This is a genomic window from Bacillus sp. JJ664, assembly GCF_036962205.1.
In the GTDB taxonomy this organism is placed as follows: Bacteria; Bacillota; Bacilli; order Bacillales; family Bacillaceae_G; genus Gottfriedia.
Genome location: NZ_JBALMS010000028.1, coordinates 21,376 through 37,388 on the forward strand (window position 1 = coordinate 21,376; position 16,013 = coordinate 37,388).

Genomic DNA, 16,013 nt, shown 5'->3' on the forward strand with positions numbered 1-16,013 from the left:
ACTAGGCTTTTTGTATTTATGTTCATTAGTTAACTGCTACATCTTCTAATACTCGAACAAATTCTCCTTTGTTCACTGGATAACCAGCTTGAGCAATTTTGACTTTTACAATTTTACCAATCATATCTTCAGTTCCTTTAAATACAACTTTAAGATAGTTATCCGTGTATCCGATTAGATAGCCTTCATGACCATCCTCAGTGTATGTTTCTTCAGGAATGACTTCAAGAACATCACCATCAAACATTGACGCGTATTCTTTTGCTAATTGGTTTGAAAGTTCGATTAAACGATGTACTCGTTCATTTTTGATTTCTTCATCAACTTGATCTTCCATACGCGCTGCAGGCGTACCTGTACGTTTTGAGTATGGGAATACATGAAGCTCAGAGAATTTATTGTCTCTAATAAAGTTATAAGTTTCCATAAATTCTTCTTCTGTTTCACCTGGGAACCCAACAATTACGTCAGATGTAATCGAACAGTTTGGTAATACTTCACGTAATTTTTCAATTCTTTCAGCAAACTGTGTCATCGTGTATTTACGACGCATACGTTTCAGAACTGTATCAGACCCTGATTGTAATGGAACATGTAGATGTCGTACAACAATATTTGAATGACGTAACACTTCAATTACCTCGTCAGTAATTTGACTTGCTTCAATGGATGAAATACGAACACGTTTTAAGCCATCAACAGCTTGTAAGTCTTTTAATAACATTGAAAGATTGTAGTCCTTCATGTCTTGACCATATCCACCTGTATGAATACCTGTTAGTACGATTTCTTTGTAACCAGATTCAACTAATTGAGTTGCTTGGCGAACAACTTCTTTCGGATCACGAGAGCGCATTAAACCACGAGCCCAAGGTATGATACAAAAAGTACAGAAGTTGTTACAACCTTCTTGAATTTTTAATGATGCACGTGTACGATCCGTGAAAGCTGGTACATCTAATTCCTCATAAACACGTGCTTTCATAATATTTCCTACACCGTTAATTGGTTGACGTTCAATACGATATTGCTCGATATAATCAAGCATTTTTGTTCGATCCTGTGTACCGACTACTATGTCAACACCTGGAATCGCCATAATTTCAGCTGGTGATGTTTGCGCGTAGCAACCAGTTACACAAATTACTGCATCTGGATTTTTACGCACTGCACGACGAATAACTTGTCGGCTCTTTTTATCACCTGTATTTGTAACTGTACAAGTATTAATTACATAAACATCAGCTTGGCTTTCATATTCCGTACGGTCATACCCTGCTGCTTTAAATAGCTGCCAAATTGCTTCTGTTTCATAATGATTAACTTTACAGCCTAATGTATGAAAAGCTACTTGTGGCATTTCTTCACCCCATTAATTCAAAATGATAGGAGGCAGCCGCTAATACATAAAATGGTGCTGTTTCTGTCCGTAGAATTCTAGGTCCTAATCCACAAAGTTTTGCACCTTTAACTGCTAGCTGGTCAACTTCTTTTTCAGACAATCCGCCCTCAGGTCCGAATACAACTAATAATCGTGTTCCTTCTTTTAATGATTGGAATGTTTGAACGAGCTGTGCTGTTTCTCCTGTTTTTGCACTTTCTTCGTATGCTACAATACACGCATCAAATTGCGGTATGATATTAAGTAATTGTTGAAAAGCTACTGGTTGTTCGACTGTTGGAACAATATGTCGATATGATTGCTCCGCAGCTTCTTTTGCAATCTTTTGCCATCTATCTGTCTTTTTACCTGCTTTTTTATCATCTAATTTAACAATCGAACGAGCAGCAGCAAATGGTAAAAATCCAGAGGCACCAAGTTCTGTTCCTTTTTGGATAATCAGTTCTAATTTATCGCCCTTTGGAAGACCACTTGCAATCGTAATTGAAATTGGCAGTTCATTTGTATTCTCAACATATTCTACAACAGTCGCAGTTACTGTTTCACTAGAAATATTTGTAAGGACACACCGAACTGTCGAAGAACCTGGTACTGTACAAATGATTTCTGCTTCTGGCTTCATTCGCATGACATTTGAAATATGATGCGCATCATCACCAATAATTGTGACAATATCATTTTGTAGTTGTGTTGCTTCTATAAAATATCTTTGCATATTAAATCACTTGTGCTGGTTTTTTTGCAATAATAGCAACCCAGTCCTCCAAATGAATCACTTCTTCAATTTCAAATCCAACTCGCTTTAGTTCATCTTCTATATCTTGTTGCTTCGAACCGATAATCCCTGAAGAAATGAATGTACCTTCTGGTGATAAAACATTATAAACATCTTCTACAAATCGAAGAATAATTTCAGCAAGTAAGTTTGCTACAACAACCTGGAACGGACCATCAATTCCTTGTAAAAGATTGTTTTGGTCTACTTTTACAACATCATCTACTTTGTTTAATCGAACATTTTCTTTTGCACTGTTTACCGCTACATCATCTAAATCATATGCTTCAATATTTGTAGAGCCAAGTTTAGCTGCTGCGATACTTAGTACACCAGAACCTGTTCCAACATCAATCACACGGTCTGTTACTTTCACAACCTTTTCAAGTGCACGAATACACATAACTGTTGTTGGATGAGTACCAGTTCCAAATGCCATACCTGGATCTAATTCAATAATTAACTCCCCAGCTTTTTTCGGCTCGTATTCTTCCCAAGTAGGAACAATTGTAAATCGTTCTGAAATAGAGATCGGATGGTAATACTTTTTCCAAGCAGTTGCCCAGTCTTCTTCATTCACTTCGTGAATTGTAAAAGTGTTTTTACCTAAATCAATATCAAATGAAATCAAATTATTAATTGCTTCTTTAATTCCGTCGACAGTATCATTTAAAAAACTATTCACAGGAAGGTATGCTTTTACGATTACACCTTCCTCTGGATAATCTTTTGGGTTTAGTTGGTAGATTTCACCGTACACCTGCGCTCGTTCCTTCGTCAAATCAAACACATCCTCAATGACAACACCACTTGCACCTGCTTCGTGTAAGATGTTAGAAATCGGTTCAACCGCATCTTGTGTAGTGTGAATACTTAACTCTGACCATTTCATAAATCTACCAACTCCATTCATACTCTCTTCTTTAGTCGGCAATACCCTCTAACCAATTTTAATGGTATAGAGGGTGCCATTTATTTTACTCTTTAATTATTATTGTTACCATTTTCTACCTTACATAACGGCGATAATTTATTTCTAATAACTCATTCACCAAAATTCTTTACAGCACGTTTTAACTTTGTAAAAAATGAGTCATGTTTATCGTCTTTATGGTCTTTACCAATATTATAGAACTCTTCTAAAAGCTCTTTTTGACGACTTGTCAGTTTCGTAGGAGTGATGACTTTCACGATGACATGTTGATCACCTTGACCATATCCACGAACATCTTTAATCCCTTTACCTTTCAGACGCATTCTAGTACCAGTTTGCGTTCCAGCAGGTATTTTTGTTTTCACTTTACCATGAAGCGTTGGTACTTCAACTTCATCACCTAAGGCTGCTTGCGCAAAAGTTAACGGCAATTCACAATAAATATCATTTCCATCACGCTCATAGAACTCATGATCACGAATATGGAATGCAATATATAAATCTCCAGCTGGGCCACCGTTTTTACCTGGCTCGCCTTGTCCTGATAATCGAATTTGTTGTCCATCATCGATACCGGCTGGGACTTTCACCATGATTTTCTTACGTGTTTTCACACGGCCTGCACCATGACATGTATTACATTTATCTTTAATGATTTGTCCAGTTCCTTGACAGTGTGAACATGTTGTACGGTTAACAATTCGTCCAAATGGTGTATTTTGTTCAACACTCATTTGTCCTGAACCACTACAGTGTTTACATGTTTCTTTTGACGTTCCAGGTTTAGCACCTGATCCACTACAAGTGTTACATGTTTCTTCTGTTGGAATTTCAATTTCTCTTTCCATTCCAAAAGCAGCTTCTTCAAACTGAATTGTCATTGTATATTGTAAATCAGCTCCTGCTCTCGGTGCATTAGGATCACGGCGACGACCGCCTCCGTTTCCACCAAAGAACTGACTGAAAATATCTTCAAATCCGAAACCTCCACCACCAAAGCCGCCTCCACCGAAGCCTTGGTTTGGATCTGTGTGACCAAATTGATCATAATGAGCACGTTTTTGGTCATCCATTAACGTTTCATATGCCTCTTGTACCTCTTTAAATTTTTCTGGTGCATCGGCATCTTTATTTACATCAGGATGATACGTTTTTGCTAATTTACGAAACGATTTTTTTATTTCATCTGTTGAAGCACTCTTACTTACACCAAGCACTTCATAGTAATCACGTTTACTCATAGTGTTTCAATCCGCTCCTTTCACATAAAGAATATTTTAACATATTCTGTGCTTTTCTAAAAGAAAATAAAGAAAACTCGTCGACTGACGAGCATTTTAGGCGAAGTCAGAGGCGTAGTTGCACTTATACTTTATTCCTAAAATTGGCTACTACGTCGAGTACTCATCATTGCTACCAATTTATACTTTCTTAAAGTGAGAAAAAGTCAAAGCCAAGACTACCCTGACTTTGACTTTCCCATTGTATCTATATATTTTTGAACTAACTTGAGTGACTAGCCTCTTATAGTTAATGTCCAAGATAAGTAATCGTTAAAAATCAACCTTACTGTACTTGTTTTAATACTAATTAGGGCTGAATGTGTCACTTCCGCTTACGTTTTTATTTCTCGTCTTTCACTTCAGTAAACTCTGCGTCTACTACATCGTCTTGTTTTGCTCCGCCTTCTTCACCTTGAGCTTGCTGAGCTGCAGCTGCTTGCTCATAAAGTTTCATTGATAAAGCTTGAACGATTTCTGAAAGAGCATCTTTCTTTGTACGGATGTCGTCTAAGTTTCCAGCTTCTAAAGCAGTTTTTAATGCATCTTTCGCTTCGTTCGCTTTTGTTACTTCTGACTCATCAACTTTACCTTCAAGATCTTTTAATGTTTTTTCTACTTGGAACACTAATTGATCAGCTTCGTTTTTAAGGTCTACTTCTTCTTTACGTTTTGCATCAGCTTCAGCGTTTAATTCCGCTTCTTTTACCATGCGTTCTACTTCTTCGTCACTTAAGCCTGAAGAAGATTGGATTACGATATTTTGTTCTTTTTGCGTTCCAAGATCTTTCGCACGTACAGTTACGATACCGTTTTTATCGATGTCGAATGATACTTCGATTTGTGGAATTCCACGTGGTGCTGGTGGAATATCAGATAATTGGAAACGACCTAATGTTTTATTGTCATTAGCCATTGGACGCTCACCTTGTAGAACGTGAATGTCTACTGCAGGTTGGTTGTCAGCAGCTGTTGAGAATACTTGTGATTTACTTGTAGGAATCGTAGTGTTACGATCGATTAATTTTGTAAACACTCCACCCATTGTTTCAATACCTAATGAAAGTGGTGTTACGTCTAGTAATACTACGTCTTTCACATCACCAGTTAATACGCCACCTTGAATTGCAGCCCCTAAAGCTACTACTTCATCAGGGTTAACACCTTTATGTGGCTCTTTTCCTGTTTCTTTTTTGATTGCTTCTTGAACTGCAGGAATACGAGTAGATCCACCAACTAAGATAACTTTATCGATTTGGCTAGCAGTTAAGCCTGAATCTTTCATCGCTTGACGAGTTGGGCCTAATGTTCTTTCTACTAGGTTATGAGAAAGCTCTTCAAACTTCGCACGAGTTAAGTTTAACTCTAAGTGTAATGGTCCAGCTGCACCCATGCTGATGAATGGTAATGAAATTTGAGTAGATGTGATACCTGATAAGTCTTTTTTCGCTTTTTCAGCTGCATCTTTTAAACGTTGTAAAGCCATTTTGTCTTGGCTTAAGTCAACGCCATTTTCTTTTTTGAATTCAGCTACTAAATAATCGATGATTACTTGGTCAAAGTCATCTCCACCAAGACGGTTGTCACCAGCAGTTGCTTTAACTTCAAAAATACCGTCACCTAATTCAAGGATTGATACGTCGAATGTACCTCCACCTAAGTCATAAACTAAGATTGTTTGGTCTTCATCCATTTTATCTAAACCGTAAGCTAAAGCAGCAGCTGTTGGTTCGTTAATAATACGTTCTACTTCTAATCCAGCAATTTTACCAGCATCTTTAGTTGCTTGACGCTCAGCATCATTGAAATATGCAGGAACTGTAATAACAGCTTTTGTTACAGGCTCTCCTAAGTAAGCTTCAGCAGATGCCTTTAAGTTTTGAAGGATGATCGCAGAGATTTCTTGTGGAGAAAAATCTTTACCTTCAATATGTTCTTTATGAGTCGTACCCATATGACGTTTGATTGACATAATTGTGTTAGGGTTAGTAATCGCTTGACGCTTTGCTACTTCCCCAACTTGACGCTCTTCATTTTTAAACGCAACAACTGACGGAGTTGTACGTCCACCTTCTGGATTTGGAATTACTTTAGGCTCTCCGCCTTCTAATACTGCTACACAAGAGTTTGTTGTACCTAAGTCAATACCGATAATTTTACTCATTGCATGTTCCTCCTAAAATCTAGAAAAATATTTTATAATTTTTTTTATAATTTGATTATGTTTAATAAAATTGGGCGTTATCTAGTAGTTGCAATCAGAGACTAGTAAAGTTTACTTTACCATTCACCAACACTATTAATCATTGCCCTAATGTTTTTTATTCGTTAACTTTAACCATTGAAGGACGGATCACTCTATCTTTCAACTTGTAGCCCTTTTGAAATTCTTGAAGGACTTCATTTGATGGTTTTGAAGAATCACTTTCTTGCATTACTGCTTGGTGGAAGTTTGGATCAAACTGTTGCCCAAGAGCAGGAATTTCTTCAATACCTTCTTTCTTAACAGCTTCAACTAATTGACGATAAACCATTTCCATCCCTTGTTTTAAAGATGCAGTTTGCTCATCAGTTGTTTCAACTTGTAATGCACGTTCGAAATTATCTAGTACAGGTAATAGATCCGTTACTAGACTTTGTGCACGATAAGTCATTAACGATTGTTGGTCCATTAATGCACGACGTTTGTAGTTTTCAAAGTCAGCATGTAGACGTAAGTATTTGTTTTCTTTCTCTTCAATCTCAGCACGAAGCTTTTGAAGCTCGTCTTCGTTTGAATTCATTTCTTGAGTTTGTTCTTCTTCTGTAAAGATTGAAGGTTCTTCAACAGTAGTTTCTTCATTCACTACCTCATCTGTAATTGTTTCTTCTTTTACAAGATTTTCTTGACGTTCTGTCATGTCACCTTCACCTCCTATTTTTTTATATGTAATCCATTGTTTCTATTCACAATGGATTTATTCAACATCCTTAGATGAAAATAATAAGTTTAATTGTCCTGTTATTAAATGCATTAGTGAGATCACACGAGAATATTCCATTCGAGTAGGCCCTAGTACAGCAAATGTACCGATTTGATTATCTCCTAAAGAATAAGTCGCACTGATTATACTAACGTTTTCTAAACCAGACCTTTCATTTTCTTTACCAATTTTGACACTAAGTCCCAACTGTTCAATCGGAAGAATACTCTTTAATTCATCCTTTTTTTCAATCATGTTTAACAATACTCTCATTGTTTCTACATCGTGAAATTCGGGTTGAGCTAAAATATTTGTTTTTCCACTCAAAAACAGTTTTTGTTCAATTGGTACATCAATTGTATTCGAAACCATCTTTAGCACGCTCTCATAATTAGAAACATGTGAACGTAAGATCATCGCAACTTCTTTATAGAGTTTGTCATTTAATTGATGAATTGGTACATTTATTAAACGCTCATTTAATATATTTACCATTTTTTCAATATCACTCATTGACACCCCTGGTGGAATCGTAACAGTACGATTTTTTACAATACCAGTATCTGTCACAATAATCGATACTGCTTGATTTGTTCCGATTGGAATCAACTGAATACTTTTTAACCTGTTTTCAGAAACCTTTGGACCAAGTGCAATAGTCGTATAATTTGTTAAATCAGATAATATGTCAGCAGAGTTTTTCACAAGCTTTTCAATTTCAAAAATGCGCTCAGCAAAAACACTTTTTACAGAACGAGCATCATCTTCATTCACAAGCTGTGGTGATAAAAGATGGTCAACATAAAAACGATACCCTTTTTCAGAAGGGATACGGCCTGCAGAACTATGTGGTTTTTCAATATACCCAAGGTCCTCTAAATCCGCCATTTCATTTCTGATCGTTGCCGAGCTAAATGAAATACCTTCTTTTTTAGAAAGACTCCTTGAACCAACAGGCTGTGCCATGCGAATAAAGTCATCGACAATAATTTGAAGAATCAACAATTGTCTTTCTGTCAACATGTTTATCACCTCTATTAGCACTCTTATCAAGTGAGTGCTAAATATATTATTAACTTAACAAATCCTTTTTATAATGTCAATTAAAAAAGAAAAGCACCTTAGTCAGATAATCGTTCACTTTTATAATAGAAACTCCTGAAATACTTCATTTCCTAGTAGTTTGCCTTTATGCGTTAATCGTAAGTAATCATCTTTGTATTCAACTAGTCCATCTTTACTTAACTTTTCAATTACATTTGGAAAGATTTCATTAAAGGTCGCTCCATATTTCGTAGAAAATTCTACTTCGGAAACACCTTTCATTTTTCTAAGACCTAAAAACATTTCTTCTTCCATTTTTTCTTGTTTTGTCACGGTATGTTCATGTATGACTGGAACACCGTTTTCATCGATTAGCTGGAAATATTTCTTCAATGGTCCCGCGTTGGAATAACGTACACCATTGACATAACCATGTGCCCCTGCACCAAATCCAAAATACTCATCATTATTCCAGTAAACAAGATTATGCTTACTCTCTAATCCATTTTTCTCAAAATTACTTATTTCATATTGATGATATCCCTTTTCGTTTAAATAATTCATTAAGAAATCATACATAGCTGCTTCATCTTCTTCTGGGGCAGGCTTTAGTTTTCCCCTATTCATTTCTATGTAAAAAACCGTTTTTGGTTCAATAATTAATGAATAAGCGGAAATATGTTGAATCGGTAGCTCCATCGCTTTGTCTAATGAGTCAACAAATTGTTCCATCGTTTGGCCTGGTAGTGCATACATCAAATCAAGATTAATATTATCAATCCCAACTTCTTTAGCTGTCTGAATCGCTTCTTCTATTTCATTCGGGGAATGAGTTCGTCCTATTTTCTTCAGTAATCCTTCATCAAATGTTTGCGCTCCAAAACTGATACGATTCACTCCACCGTCTTTTAGGATTTGAAGCTTTTCTTTTGAAATTTCATTCGGATTACTTTCAAATGTCATTTCAACCCCAGTTTGACCTTTAATGATATGACGATTAATCATATCTATTAATTTTTGAGTTTGTTCTAAGTCTAATGCAGTTGGCGTACCCCCACCTACAAAAACTGTCTTCAATTTTGTAATCGGAGTTCTCTTTATACTTTCTACTATTTCTTTTTCTAGATATTCTAAATACTGATCAACTGGCTGTCGATCCATCATGAATTTATTAAAGTCACAGTAATAACAAATTTGCTGGCAAAACGGTATATGAATATAAACGGAAGATACCATTGTTTCTCCTCTTTTCTATGTAGCGAAAAGCCCCTGATCAAATACCTCCTAGGTTTCGAGTCAGGGACTTTTGTGATTTAATTTCTTTTGAATTGTATATCTTCATTCTATTTTTGTCTATTAAAAAGAAGGCTGAAACTTAACTAAAGAACTTAAAAGAAAAAATGAAATATACCTTTATTTTAGCCAAAATTTTATAAATATATATGCTCAATATAAAATCTTGTTCGTCACTTCAATAAAATAAACCTGCCACCTAGAATTAGGGGCAGGTACAAGAATTACATTTTAATTTTAGTCGTCCATACGTAAAACAGCCATGAATGCTTCTTGCGGTACTTCAACAGAACCTACAGCTTTCATACGTTTTTTACCTTCTTTTTGCTTATCTAATAGCTTACGTTTACGAGAGATGTCCCCACCGTAACATTTTGCTAATACGTTTTTACCCATTGATTTAATTGTTGAACGAGCAACGATTTTTTGTCCAATTGCTGCTTGAACTGGTACTTCGAATTGTTGTCTTGGAATCAGTTCCTTCAGCTTCTCAACAATAATTTTACCGCGGTCATATGCAGAATCTCTATGAACGATAAATGATAATGCATCCACTTGCTCGCCGTTTAATAGAATATCCATCTTCACAAGTTTAGACGCTTTATATCCAATTAATTCATAGTCAAATGATGCATACCCTTTTGTACTTGATTTTAATTGGTCAAAGAAATCATAAACAATTTCAGATAAAGGAATTTCATAAGTTAATGAAACACGATTTGCATCTAAATACTGCATATCAATAAAGTTACCACGTTTCTTTTGGCAAAGCTCCATGATTGCCCCAACATATTCGTTTGGAACCATGATTTTTGCCTTAACGTAAGGTTCTTCTACACGTTCAATCGATTGAGGATCTGGCATGTGTGCTGGGTTATCAACTGTAATCATATCACCTTTTGTAGTGTAAACACTGTAAATAACGCTAGGTGCTGTTGTAATTAAGTCGATTTTAAATTCACGTTCAATACGCTCTTGGATAATTTCCATGTGTAATAAGCCTAAGAATCCACAACGGAAACCAAAACCTAATGCTTGAGATGTTTCTGCTTCAAATTGAAGAGCCGCATCATTTAATTGAAGTTTTTCTAAAGCATCACGTAAGTCATTGTATTTAGAAGTATCAATTGGATACAATCCACAGAATACCATCGGGTTCATTTTACGATAGCCTGAAAGAGGCTCTGTTGCTGGGTTATCTGCTAGTGTAATCGTATCACCTACACTAGTATCACCAACGTTTTTAATTGATGCAGTAAGGAATCCTACGTCACCAACCGTTAATTCTTTCCTTTGAGTTGTACGTGGAGTGAATACACCAGCTTCAACAACTTCGAATTCTTTTCCGGTTGCCATCATCTTAATTTTTTGTCCAACCTTTACCGTTCCTTCTACGATACGAATATATGCTACTACTCCACGGTACGGATCGAATAATGAATCAAAAATTAGTGCTTTTAATGGCGCATCTGGGTCACCAGTTGGAGCAGGTACTTTTGCAACAACTTGCTCAAGTATTTCTTCTATTCCGATTCCAGCTTTTGCAGAAGCTAATACCGCTTCAGAAGCATCTAACCCAATTACTTCTTCAACTTCTTGACGTACTCGTTCTGGATCAGCACTAGGTAAGTCAATCTTATTAATAACCGGTAGAATTTCCAAATCATTATCTAGCGCTAAGTATACGTTTGCTAATGTTTGAGCTTCGATTCCTTGCGCAGCATCAACAACTAAGATTGCACCTTCACAAGCTGCTAAGCTTCGTGAAACTTCGTACGTGAAGTCGACATGCCCCGGTGTATCAATTAAATGAAGAATATATTCTTCTCCATCTTTTGCTTTATATTGTAATTGCACAGCATTTAATTTAATGGTAATCCCACGTTCACGTTCTAAATCCATTGAGTCTAACAGCTGTGATTTCATCTCACGCTGAGTTAATGCATTTGTCTTCTCAAGAATCCTGTCTGCTAATGTAGATTTTCCATGGTCAATGTGTGCGATGATTGAAAAGTTTCTTATTCTCTTTTGTCTTTCTGATCTTGACTCATTATTCATTTCATCACTCCTAAATTTCTCGACAACATAGATAGTTTTGATTATATCAAAAAACGAGGCCATTATTCAATCTCTATTAGCAGTATATGTCGAATGAAGTTTAGAAGGACTATCTTAACTCATCAATTAAAGAAGGAATTTTTTCAAAAATCTTCATTCCTTTTTCCGTAATATATGAAACAAAATTAGAAATCCCTTTTCCAACTACCGTAAAATAATTAAACGCGCCTAGTCTTTCTAGATGCTCTTCTCTTACTGCTAACCCTTTGTCAGTATAATCCTTGCCAAATACAACTGCTCCAGCCTTACCATCTTGTTTAGATAACGTTACTACATCATCTACATGATAATAATCGGTAGATGTAACTTTACCTATTCCATTTTTGGCAAACTGCATACAAGTTAAAATGATGATGGTAGACAAAGTGATTAATGTAAAATACCGAAACAAATATTTCACAGGTTTCTCCTCACTTTAAAATTAATGTGTATATGAACCAATATTATCTTGGTTTATCTTAGAATGTAATGCAGCATTCATTCCACCGGCAATGATATTTGCCATATCTTCAATGAAAGTATCCACTTCTTTTGGTGTAACCATTAAATTATGACCAAGTGGAGATAAAACTTCATGTATTAATTTACGCTTTTCTTCATCCTCTAGCGTTCCTACAATACCCATAAAAGCCATACGCTCTTTTTCACCAGGAAGATCTTCCTCAGTGTATTTTTTCTTTTCACCAAACGTCATACCAGCAGGAATCAAAGCTCTAGCAGGCTTGTCTCCTTCTTTCATTTCACGTCCGAAATGTTTCAAAATGAAGTCTATCGTATCGCTCGTTATAGCAACTGCATCAACAACAGTCGGCACACCTATTGCTATTACAGGAATCCCTAAAGTATCTTTACTTAATTCTTTACGTTTATTTCCAATTCCTGAACCCGGATGAATACCGTTGTCAGTTATTTGAATGGTTGTATTTACTCTTTCAATAGATCTTGCTGCAAGTGCATCTATTGCAATGACAAAGTCTGGTTTTACTTTATCAATTACACCGGCAATAATATCACTCGTTTCAATACCAGTTATTCCCATTACACCAGGTGATAGTGCACATACAGGTCGATAACCCTCTTGCACACTTTCTGGTTGCAGTTCAAAAAGATGTTTTGTGACAACTAAGTTTTCTACTACCATCGGTCCTAAAGCATCTGGTGTTACATTCCAGTTCCCTAAACCTACTACTAAACATGTTTGATCTTCAGTAATGCCTAAATTTTTTAAAAAAGCTGCAAATTCATTTGCAAAAACTTTTTCTACCTTATCTTGAAGATCTGTATCTTGTTCACGAATCCCTTGGACTTGTAATGTTAAATAATTGCCTGCTTTTTTTCCAATTCTTTCAGTTGCGGATTCATTTATATGTACATGCGAGATACTGACGCCGTCAACTTCTCGTTCTTTCAGGATGACACCAGTAATTTCTTCCTTTATTTGCTCACGTTCTTCTAGCATTTCTTTTGCTTCTACTGCTAAATCTGTTCGAACGCTATATTGACTTAAATCTAACTCACTCATGTCTTTAGCCTCCATTAATACATCTAATTTAACTAGTCTCTTCCTAATTAGTTTAGCTAGATGTTACCAATTCTAAACGAATTGTTTATTTTTCTTTTGAAAAGGCGAAAATAGCTTTATGAATTCTATTGCAAAATGGTACTAGTTTTGATAAAATAAGTTTTGTTCTATTTGTAATCGAGGGCAAATTTCTCGACTGCATTCGGGAGGTGAAAGGTATGCCAAATATTAAATCAGCGATTAAGCGTGTAAAAACAGCTGAGGCTCATCGTGCTCACAACGCATCTGTTAAATCAGAAATGCGTACTGCAGTGAAAACTGTTGAAGCTTTAGTTACTAATAACGAAGCTGAAAAAGCGAAAGAAGCTTTCTTATCTGCTTCTAAAAAATTAGATAAAGCTGTAAACAGCAATCTAATCCATAAAAACGCTGCTTCACGTCAAAAATCTCGTTTAGCTAAACAAGTTAACGCTATGAACGCGTAATGAATTAAATGGTGTCTCATATGAGACACCATTTTTTCGTTTTTATTTATTCATTTGTAAAATAAGCATTTCTAAGATCAGCACCTTATCCCCTTGTCCTGTTTTCATATTATAATCTGCTTTTGCAATTAATTTAATTGCTTCTTTTAATTCATTTGCTTGAAATAAATTCGATTGTTTTTGACCATAAAAAACCCTTCCTGGTGATACGCCAACAGAAGAGGCAATTTGATTATTAGAATATCCATTACCTGATAATTGTTTAATTTCATAAAGTAATCTAATTTGACTAGCCAATAAAGCTATAACTTTAATTGGTTCTTCACCCACATACAATAGCTCTTGTAAAATTTTTAGTGCTTCTGTTGTTTGTCTTGCTGCTATTTTTTCAATTAACGAAAAAATATTTTGCTCTATTGTTTTCGCAACCATTAATTCAACGAGTTCAGCATTTACTTCGCCTTCGTCTCCGATAAATAATTGTAACTTTTCACATTCTAATTTTAAAATAGATAAATTATTCCCCACAAGAAGTTTTAACGATTCAACACCATCATTTGTAATCGTAATGTTTCCCGTGAATTGATCTTTAATCCAGCTATCTAAATTATTCACTTCAACAGGATGACATTCTACAAGTTCTACCTGCTTTTTTAATGCTTTCGTTACTTTTTTTCTTTCATCCAATTTTTCATATGGCGCGACGAATACCACCGTAGTAAATGGTGAAGGATTTTCTATATAATCAAAAAGAGGCTCTACATCTTGTACATTTTTTTCTTTTTGAGCAGTTAAAAACGTACATGACTTGATTATTATTACTTTATGTCCTCCAAAAAAAGATGGAGTTTGAGCATCTTCAAGTGCGTCTCCTAAAAAAGCTTCCTTTAGATCATATGTCTGAAAGTTAAAGTCATCGATTTCTCCTTGTAAAGCTGCTTTCACGATTGTGTTTTCAGCTTCTTGAAGCAAAAAATCTTCAGTACCTACCAACAAATAAATCGGCGATACACTTTTTTTCAATTTTTTATGTAAATCAGTAATCATGCTTTGCTCTCCTACGCTAATTTTCTTAGTATAGTATAACATGTCCTACATTAGAAGGAAGAGATTAGTAAATACTAATCTCTAATTTATATTAACGTTTTAAATAAAGACCCGGTCTCTTCATTTAAAACGGTATAACTAAAACAAACATACTATGGATTTTTTAGTTATATTGATTTATACTAAAATTGTGAATTAGGAGGGGTTATTATGAATACATTTGAAAAAAACGTACAAAGCAAACGTAATGATGCAGTTGATTCAGGCGTTGGTTTTGCTGTTTCATTTGGTTTCTTCGCTACTCTATTTATCATTGCAACAATCGTAGAATTCGTTGCTCGATAATACATAGAATCAAATGATGGGACTGCTTTTAGCAGTCTTTTTTATTTTTCTTTTGGGTTTCTGTCTCTTGATTTACGGTATGCTTTAAAGGTTGAAAAGGTACCTTGTCCCTTTTTAAATTCATAAAAAATAGCTCCATCACGGTCTGTTCGTAAAATAATGATCTTTTCCTTCTGTAAACGATCAATCACTTCTTTTTTGGGATGACCATAACGATTGTTCGCACCAACCGAAATGATCGCAAACTTAGGATCGACGGCTCTAACAAACGCATCCGAAGTCGATGTATCACTCCCGTGGTGCCCCACCTTCAATACATCTGACTTTACATTTCTATATTTTGAAATGATACTTTGTTCTCCACTTTTGTCTACATCACCAGTAAACATCCATACTTTATCTCCAATTTTTGCCTTCATTACAATCGAACCATGATTTTCTTCACCAACATATCCTTTAATTGGTGAAAGCACTTGAAAATTATTATCCTCTACTTTCCAAATAAATCCTTCACTTACTTTTTGTATGTTCGTACCTTTTTTAATCGCTAATTCTATTCTTTCTTGTTCAACTTTCCCAAAATTCAATTTGTCACCAATTAACAGGTTCTCGACAGGGAATAATTGCAATACTTCATATGCCCCACCAATATGATCATAGTCACCATGTGTAAAAATTAATTTATCTATTTTACGAATGCCCTCTCCCTTTAAAATTGGTAGTAAAATATCGGTTCCGGTTGAAAACACTTTTTTCCGTTTCATCCATTTTTCTTGATTAAATTGGACAATTCCACCTGTATCAA

The 16,013-nt window shown here is 35.4% G+C and carries 15 protein-coding genes; 2 read left to right on the plus strand and 13 right to left on the minus strand.

Annotated elements, in window-relative coordinates; genetic code table 11:
* Positions 1-25: 25 nt before the first annotated feature.
* The 11 genes from mtaB to gpr all read right to left on the minus strand — a co-directional run bounded on the left by mtaB (position 26) and on the right by gpr (position 13,331).
* Positions 26-1,360, minus strand: coding sequence for a tRNA (N(6)-L-threonylcarbamoyladenosine(37)-C(2))-methylthiotransferase MtaB (mtaB, locus tag V7056_RS04840; RefSeq protein WP_499699802.1), 1,335 nt, complete (start codon positions 1,358-1,360; stop codon positions 26-28).
* Between the two features lie 4 nt (positions 1,361-1,364).
* Positions 1,365-2,117, minus strand: a complete 753-nt coding sequence (locus tag V7056_RS04845) for a 16S rRNA (uracil(1498)-N(3))-methyltransferase (RefSeq protein WP_499699804.1) — start codon at positions 2,115-2,117, stop codon at positions 1,365-1,367.
* Between the two features lies 1 nt (position 2,118).
* A complete protein-coding gene (prmA, locus tag V7056_RS04850) occupies positions 2,119-3,069 on the minus strand; it encodes a 50S ribosomal protein L11 methyltransferase (RefSeq protein WP_499699806.1) in 951 nt (316 codons plus the stop codon).
* A 152-nt stretch (positions 3,070-3,221) separates the two neighbouring features.
* The gene (gene dnaJ, locus V7056_RS04855) at positions 3,222-4,352 is read right to left on the minus strand and encodes a molecular chaperone DnaJ (RefSeq protein ID WP_499699808.1); all 1,131 of its coding nucleotides are present in this window, start codon (positions 4,350-4,352) and stop codon (positions 3,222-3,224) included.
* Between the two features lie 382 nt (positions 4,353-4,734).
* Positions 4,735-6,555: a molecular chaperone DnaK gene (gene dnaK / locus V7056_RS04860; protein WP_499699810.1), complete on the minus strand. Its 1,821-nt coding sequence runs from the start codon at positions 6,553-6,555 to the stop codon at positions 4,735-4,737.
* 157 nt (positions 6,556-6,712) lie between these two features.
* Positions 6,713-7,291 (minus strand): nucleotide exchange factor GrpE, encoded by a 579-nt coding sequence (gene grpE, locus V7056_RS04865; RefSeq protein ID WP_499699812.1) that lies wholly within the window; start codon positions 7,289-7,291, stop codon positions 6,713-6,715.
* 57 nt (positions 7,292-7,348) lie between these two features.
* On the minus strand, positions 7,349-8,377 hold the full coding sequence (gene hrcA / locus V7056_RS04870; RefSeq protein ID WP_499699814.1) for a heat-inducible transcriptional repressor HrcA: 1,029 nt from the start codon (positions 8,375-8,377) through the stop codon (positions 7,349-7,351).
* Between the two features lie 120 nt (positions 8,378-8,497).
* Positions 8,498-9,634, minus strand: a complete 1,137-nt coding sequence (gene hemW, locus V7056_RS04875; RefSeq protein ID WP_499699816.1) for a radical SAM family heme chaperone HemW — start codon at positions 9,632-9,634, stop codon at positions 8,498-8,500.
* A 294-nt stretch (positions 9,635-9,928) separates the two neighbouring features.
* Positions 9,929-11,749: a translation elongation factor 4 gene (gene lepA, locus V7056_RS04880; RefSeq protein ID WP_499699818.1), complete on the minus strand. Its 1,821-nt coding sequence runs from the start codon at positions 11,747-11,749 to the stop codon at positions 9,929-9,931.
* 109 nt (positions 11,750-11,858) lie between these two features.
* Positions 11,859-12,209: a DUF3679 domain-containing protein gene (locus V7056_RS04885; protein WP_499699820.1), complete on the minus strand. Its 351-nt coding sequence runs from the start codon at positions 12,207-12,209 to the stop codon at positions 11,859-11,861.
* A 21-nt stretch (positions 12,210-12,230) separates the two neighbouring features.
* Positions 12,231-13,331, minus strand: coding sequence for a GPR endopeptidase (gpr, locus tag V7056_RS04890; protein ID WP_499699822.1), 1,101 nt, complete (start codon positions 13,329-13,331; stop codon positions 12,231-12,233).
* Positions 13,332-13,549: 218 nt separating this feature from the next.
* Here gpr and rpsT point away from each other — a divergent pair, with 218 nt between their 5' ends.
* On the plus strand, positions 13,550-13,816 hold the full coding sequence (rpsT, locus tag V7056_RS04895) for a 30S ribosomal protein S20 (RefSeq protein WP_499699823.1): 267 nt from the start codon (positions 13,550-13,552) through the stop codon (positions 13,814-13,816).
* 42 nt (positions 13,817-13,858) lie between these two features.
* Here the strand turns inward: rpsT and holA are convergent, their stop codons facing one another.
* On the minus strand, positions 13,859-14,863 hold the full coding sequence (gene holA / locus V7056_RS04900; protein ID WP_499699826.1) for a DNA polymerase III subunit delta: 1,005 nt from the start codon (positions 14,861-14,863) through the stop codon (positions 13,859-13,861).
* Between the two features lie 210 nt (positions 14,864-15,073).
* Between holA and V7056_RS04905 the strand changes: the two genes are divergently transcribed.
* Complete coding sequence (locus tag V7056_RS04905; protein ID WP_087998706.1) at positions 15,074-15,208, plus strand: YqzM family protein; 135 nt, start codon at positions 15,074-15,076, stop codon at positions 15,206-15,208.
* 41 nt (positions 15,209-15,249) lie between these two features.
* Here V7056_RS04905 and V7056_RS04910 read toward each other — a convergent pair.
* On the minus strand, positions 15,250-16,013 hold a 764-nt coding region (locus V7056_RS04910), incomplete at its 5' end, for a ComEC/Rec2 family competence protein (protein ID WP_499699828.1).

Excerpts from the sequence above, each read along its gene's own strand:
- mtaB (WP_499699802.1), bottom strand. The coding sequence starts at position 1,360 with ATGCCACAAGTAGCTTTTCATACATTAGGCTGTAAAGTTAATCATTAT.
- V7056_RS04845 (WP_499699804.1), bottom strand. The coding sequence starts at position 2,117 with ATGCAAAGATATTTTATAGAAGCAACACAACTACAAAATGATATTGTC.
- prmA (WP_499699806.1), bottom strand. The coding sequence starts at position 3,069 with ATGAAATGGTCAGAGTTAAGTATTCACACTACACAAGATGCGGTTGAA.
- dnaJ (WP_499699808.1), bottom strand. The coding sequence starts at position 4,352 with ATGAGTAAACGTGATTACTATGAAGTGCTTGGTGTAAGTAAGAGTGCT.
- dnaK (WP_499699810.1), bottom strand. The coding sequence starts at position 6,555 with ATGAGTAAAATTATCGGTATTGACTTAGGTACAACAAACTCTTGTGTA.
- grpE (WP_499699812.1), bottom strand. The coding sequence starts at position 7,291 with ATGACAGAACGTCAAGAAAATCTTGTAAAAGAAGAAACAATTACAGAT.
- hrcA (WP_499699814.1), bottom strand. The coding sequence starts at position 8,377 with ATGTTGACAGAAAGACAATTGTTGATTCTTCAAATTATTGTCGATGAC.
- hemW (WP_499699816.1), bottom strand. The coding sequence starts at position 9,634 with ATGGTATCTTCCGTTTATATTCATATACCGTTTTGCCAGCAAATTTGT.
- lepA (WP_499699818.1), bottom strand. The coding sequence starts at position 11,749 with ATGAATAATGAGTCAAGATCAGAAAGACAAAAGAGAATAAGAAACTTT.
- gpr (WP_499699822.1), bottom strand. The coding sequence starts at position 13,331 with ATGAGTGAGTTAGATTTAAGTCAATATAGCGTTCGAACAGATTTAGCA.
- rpsT (WP_499699823.1), top strand. The coding sequence starts at position 13,550 with ATGCCAAATATTAAATCAGCGATTAAGCGTGTAAAAACAGCTGAGGCT.
- holA (WP_499699826.1), bottom strand. The coding sequence starts at position 14,863 with ATGATTACTGATTTACATAAAAAATTGAAAAAAAGTGTATCGCCGATT.
- V7056_RS04905 (WP_087998706.1), top strand. The coding sequence starts at position 15,074 with ATGAATACATTTGAAAAAAACGTACAAAGCAAACGTAATGATGCAGTT.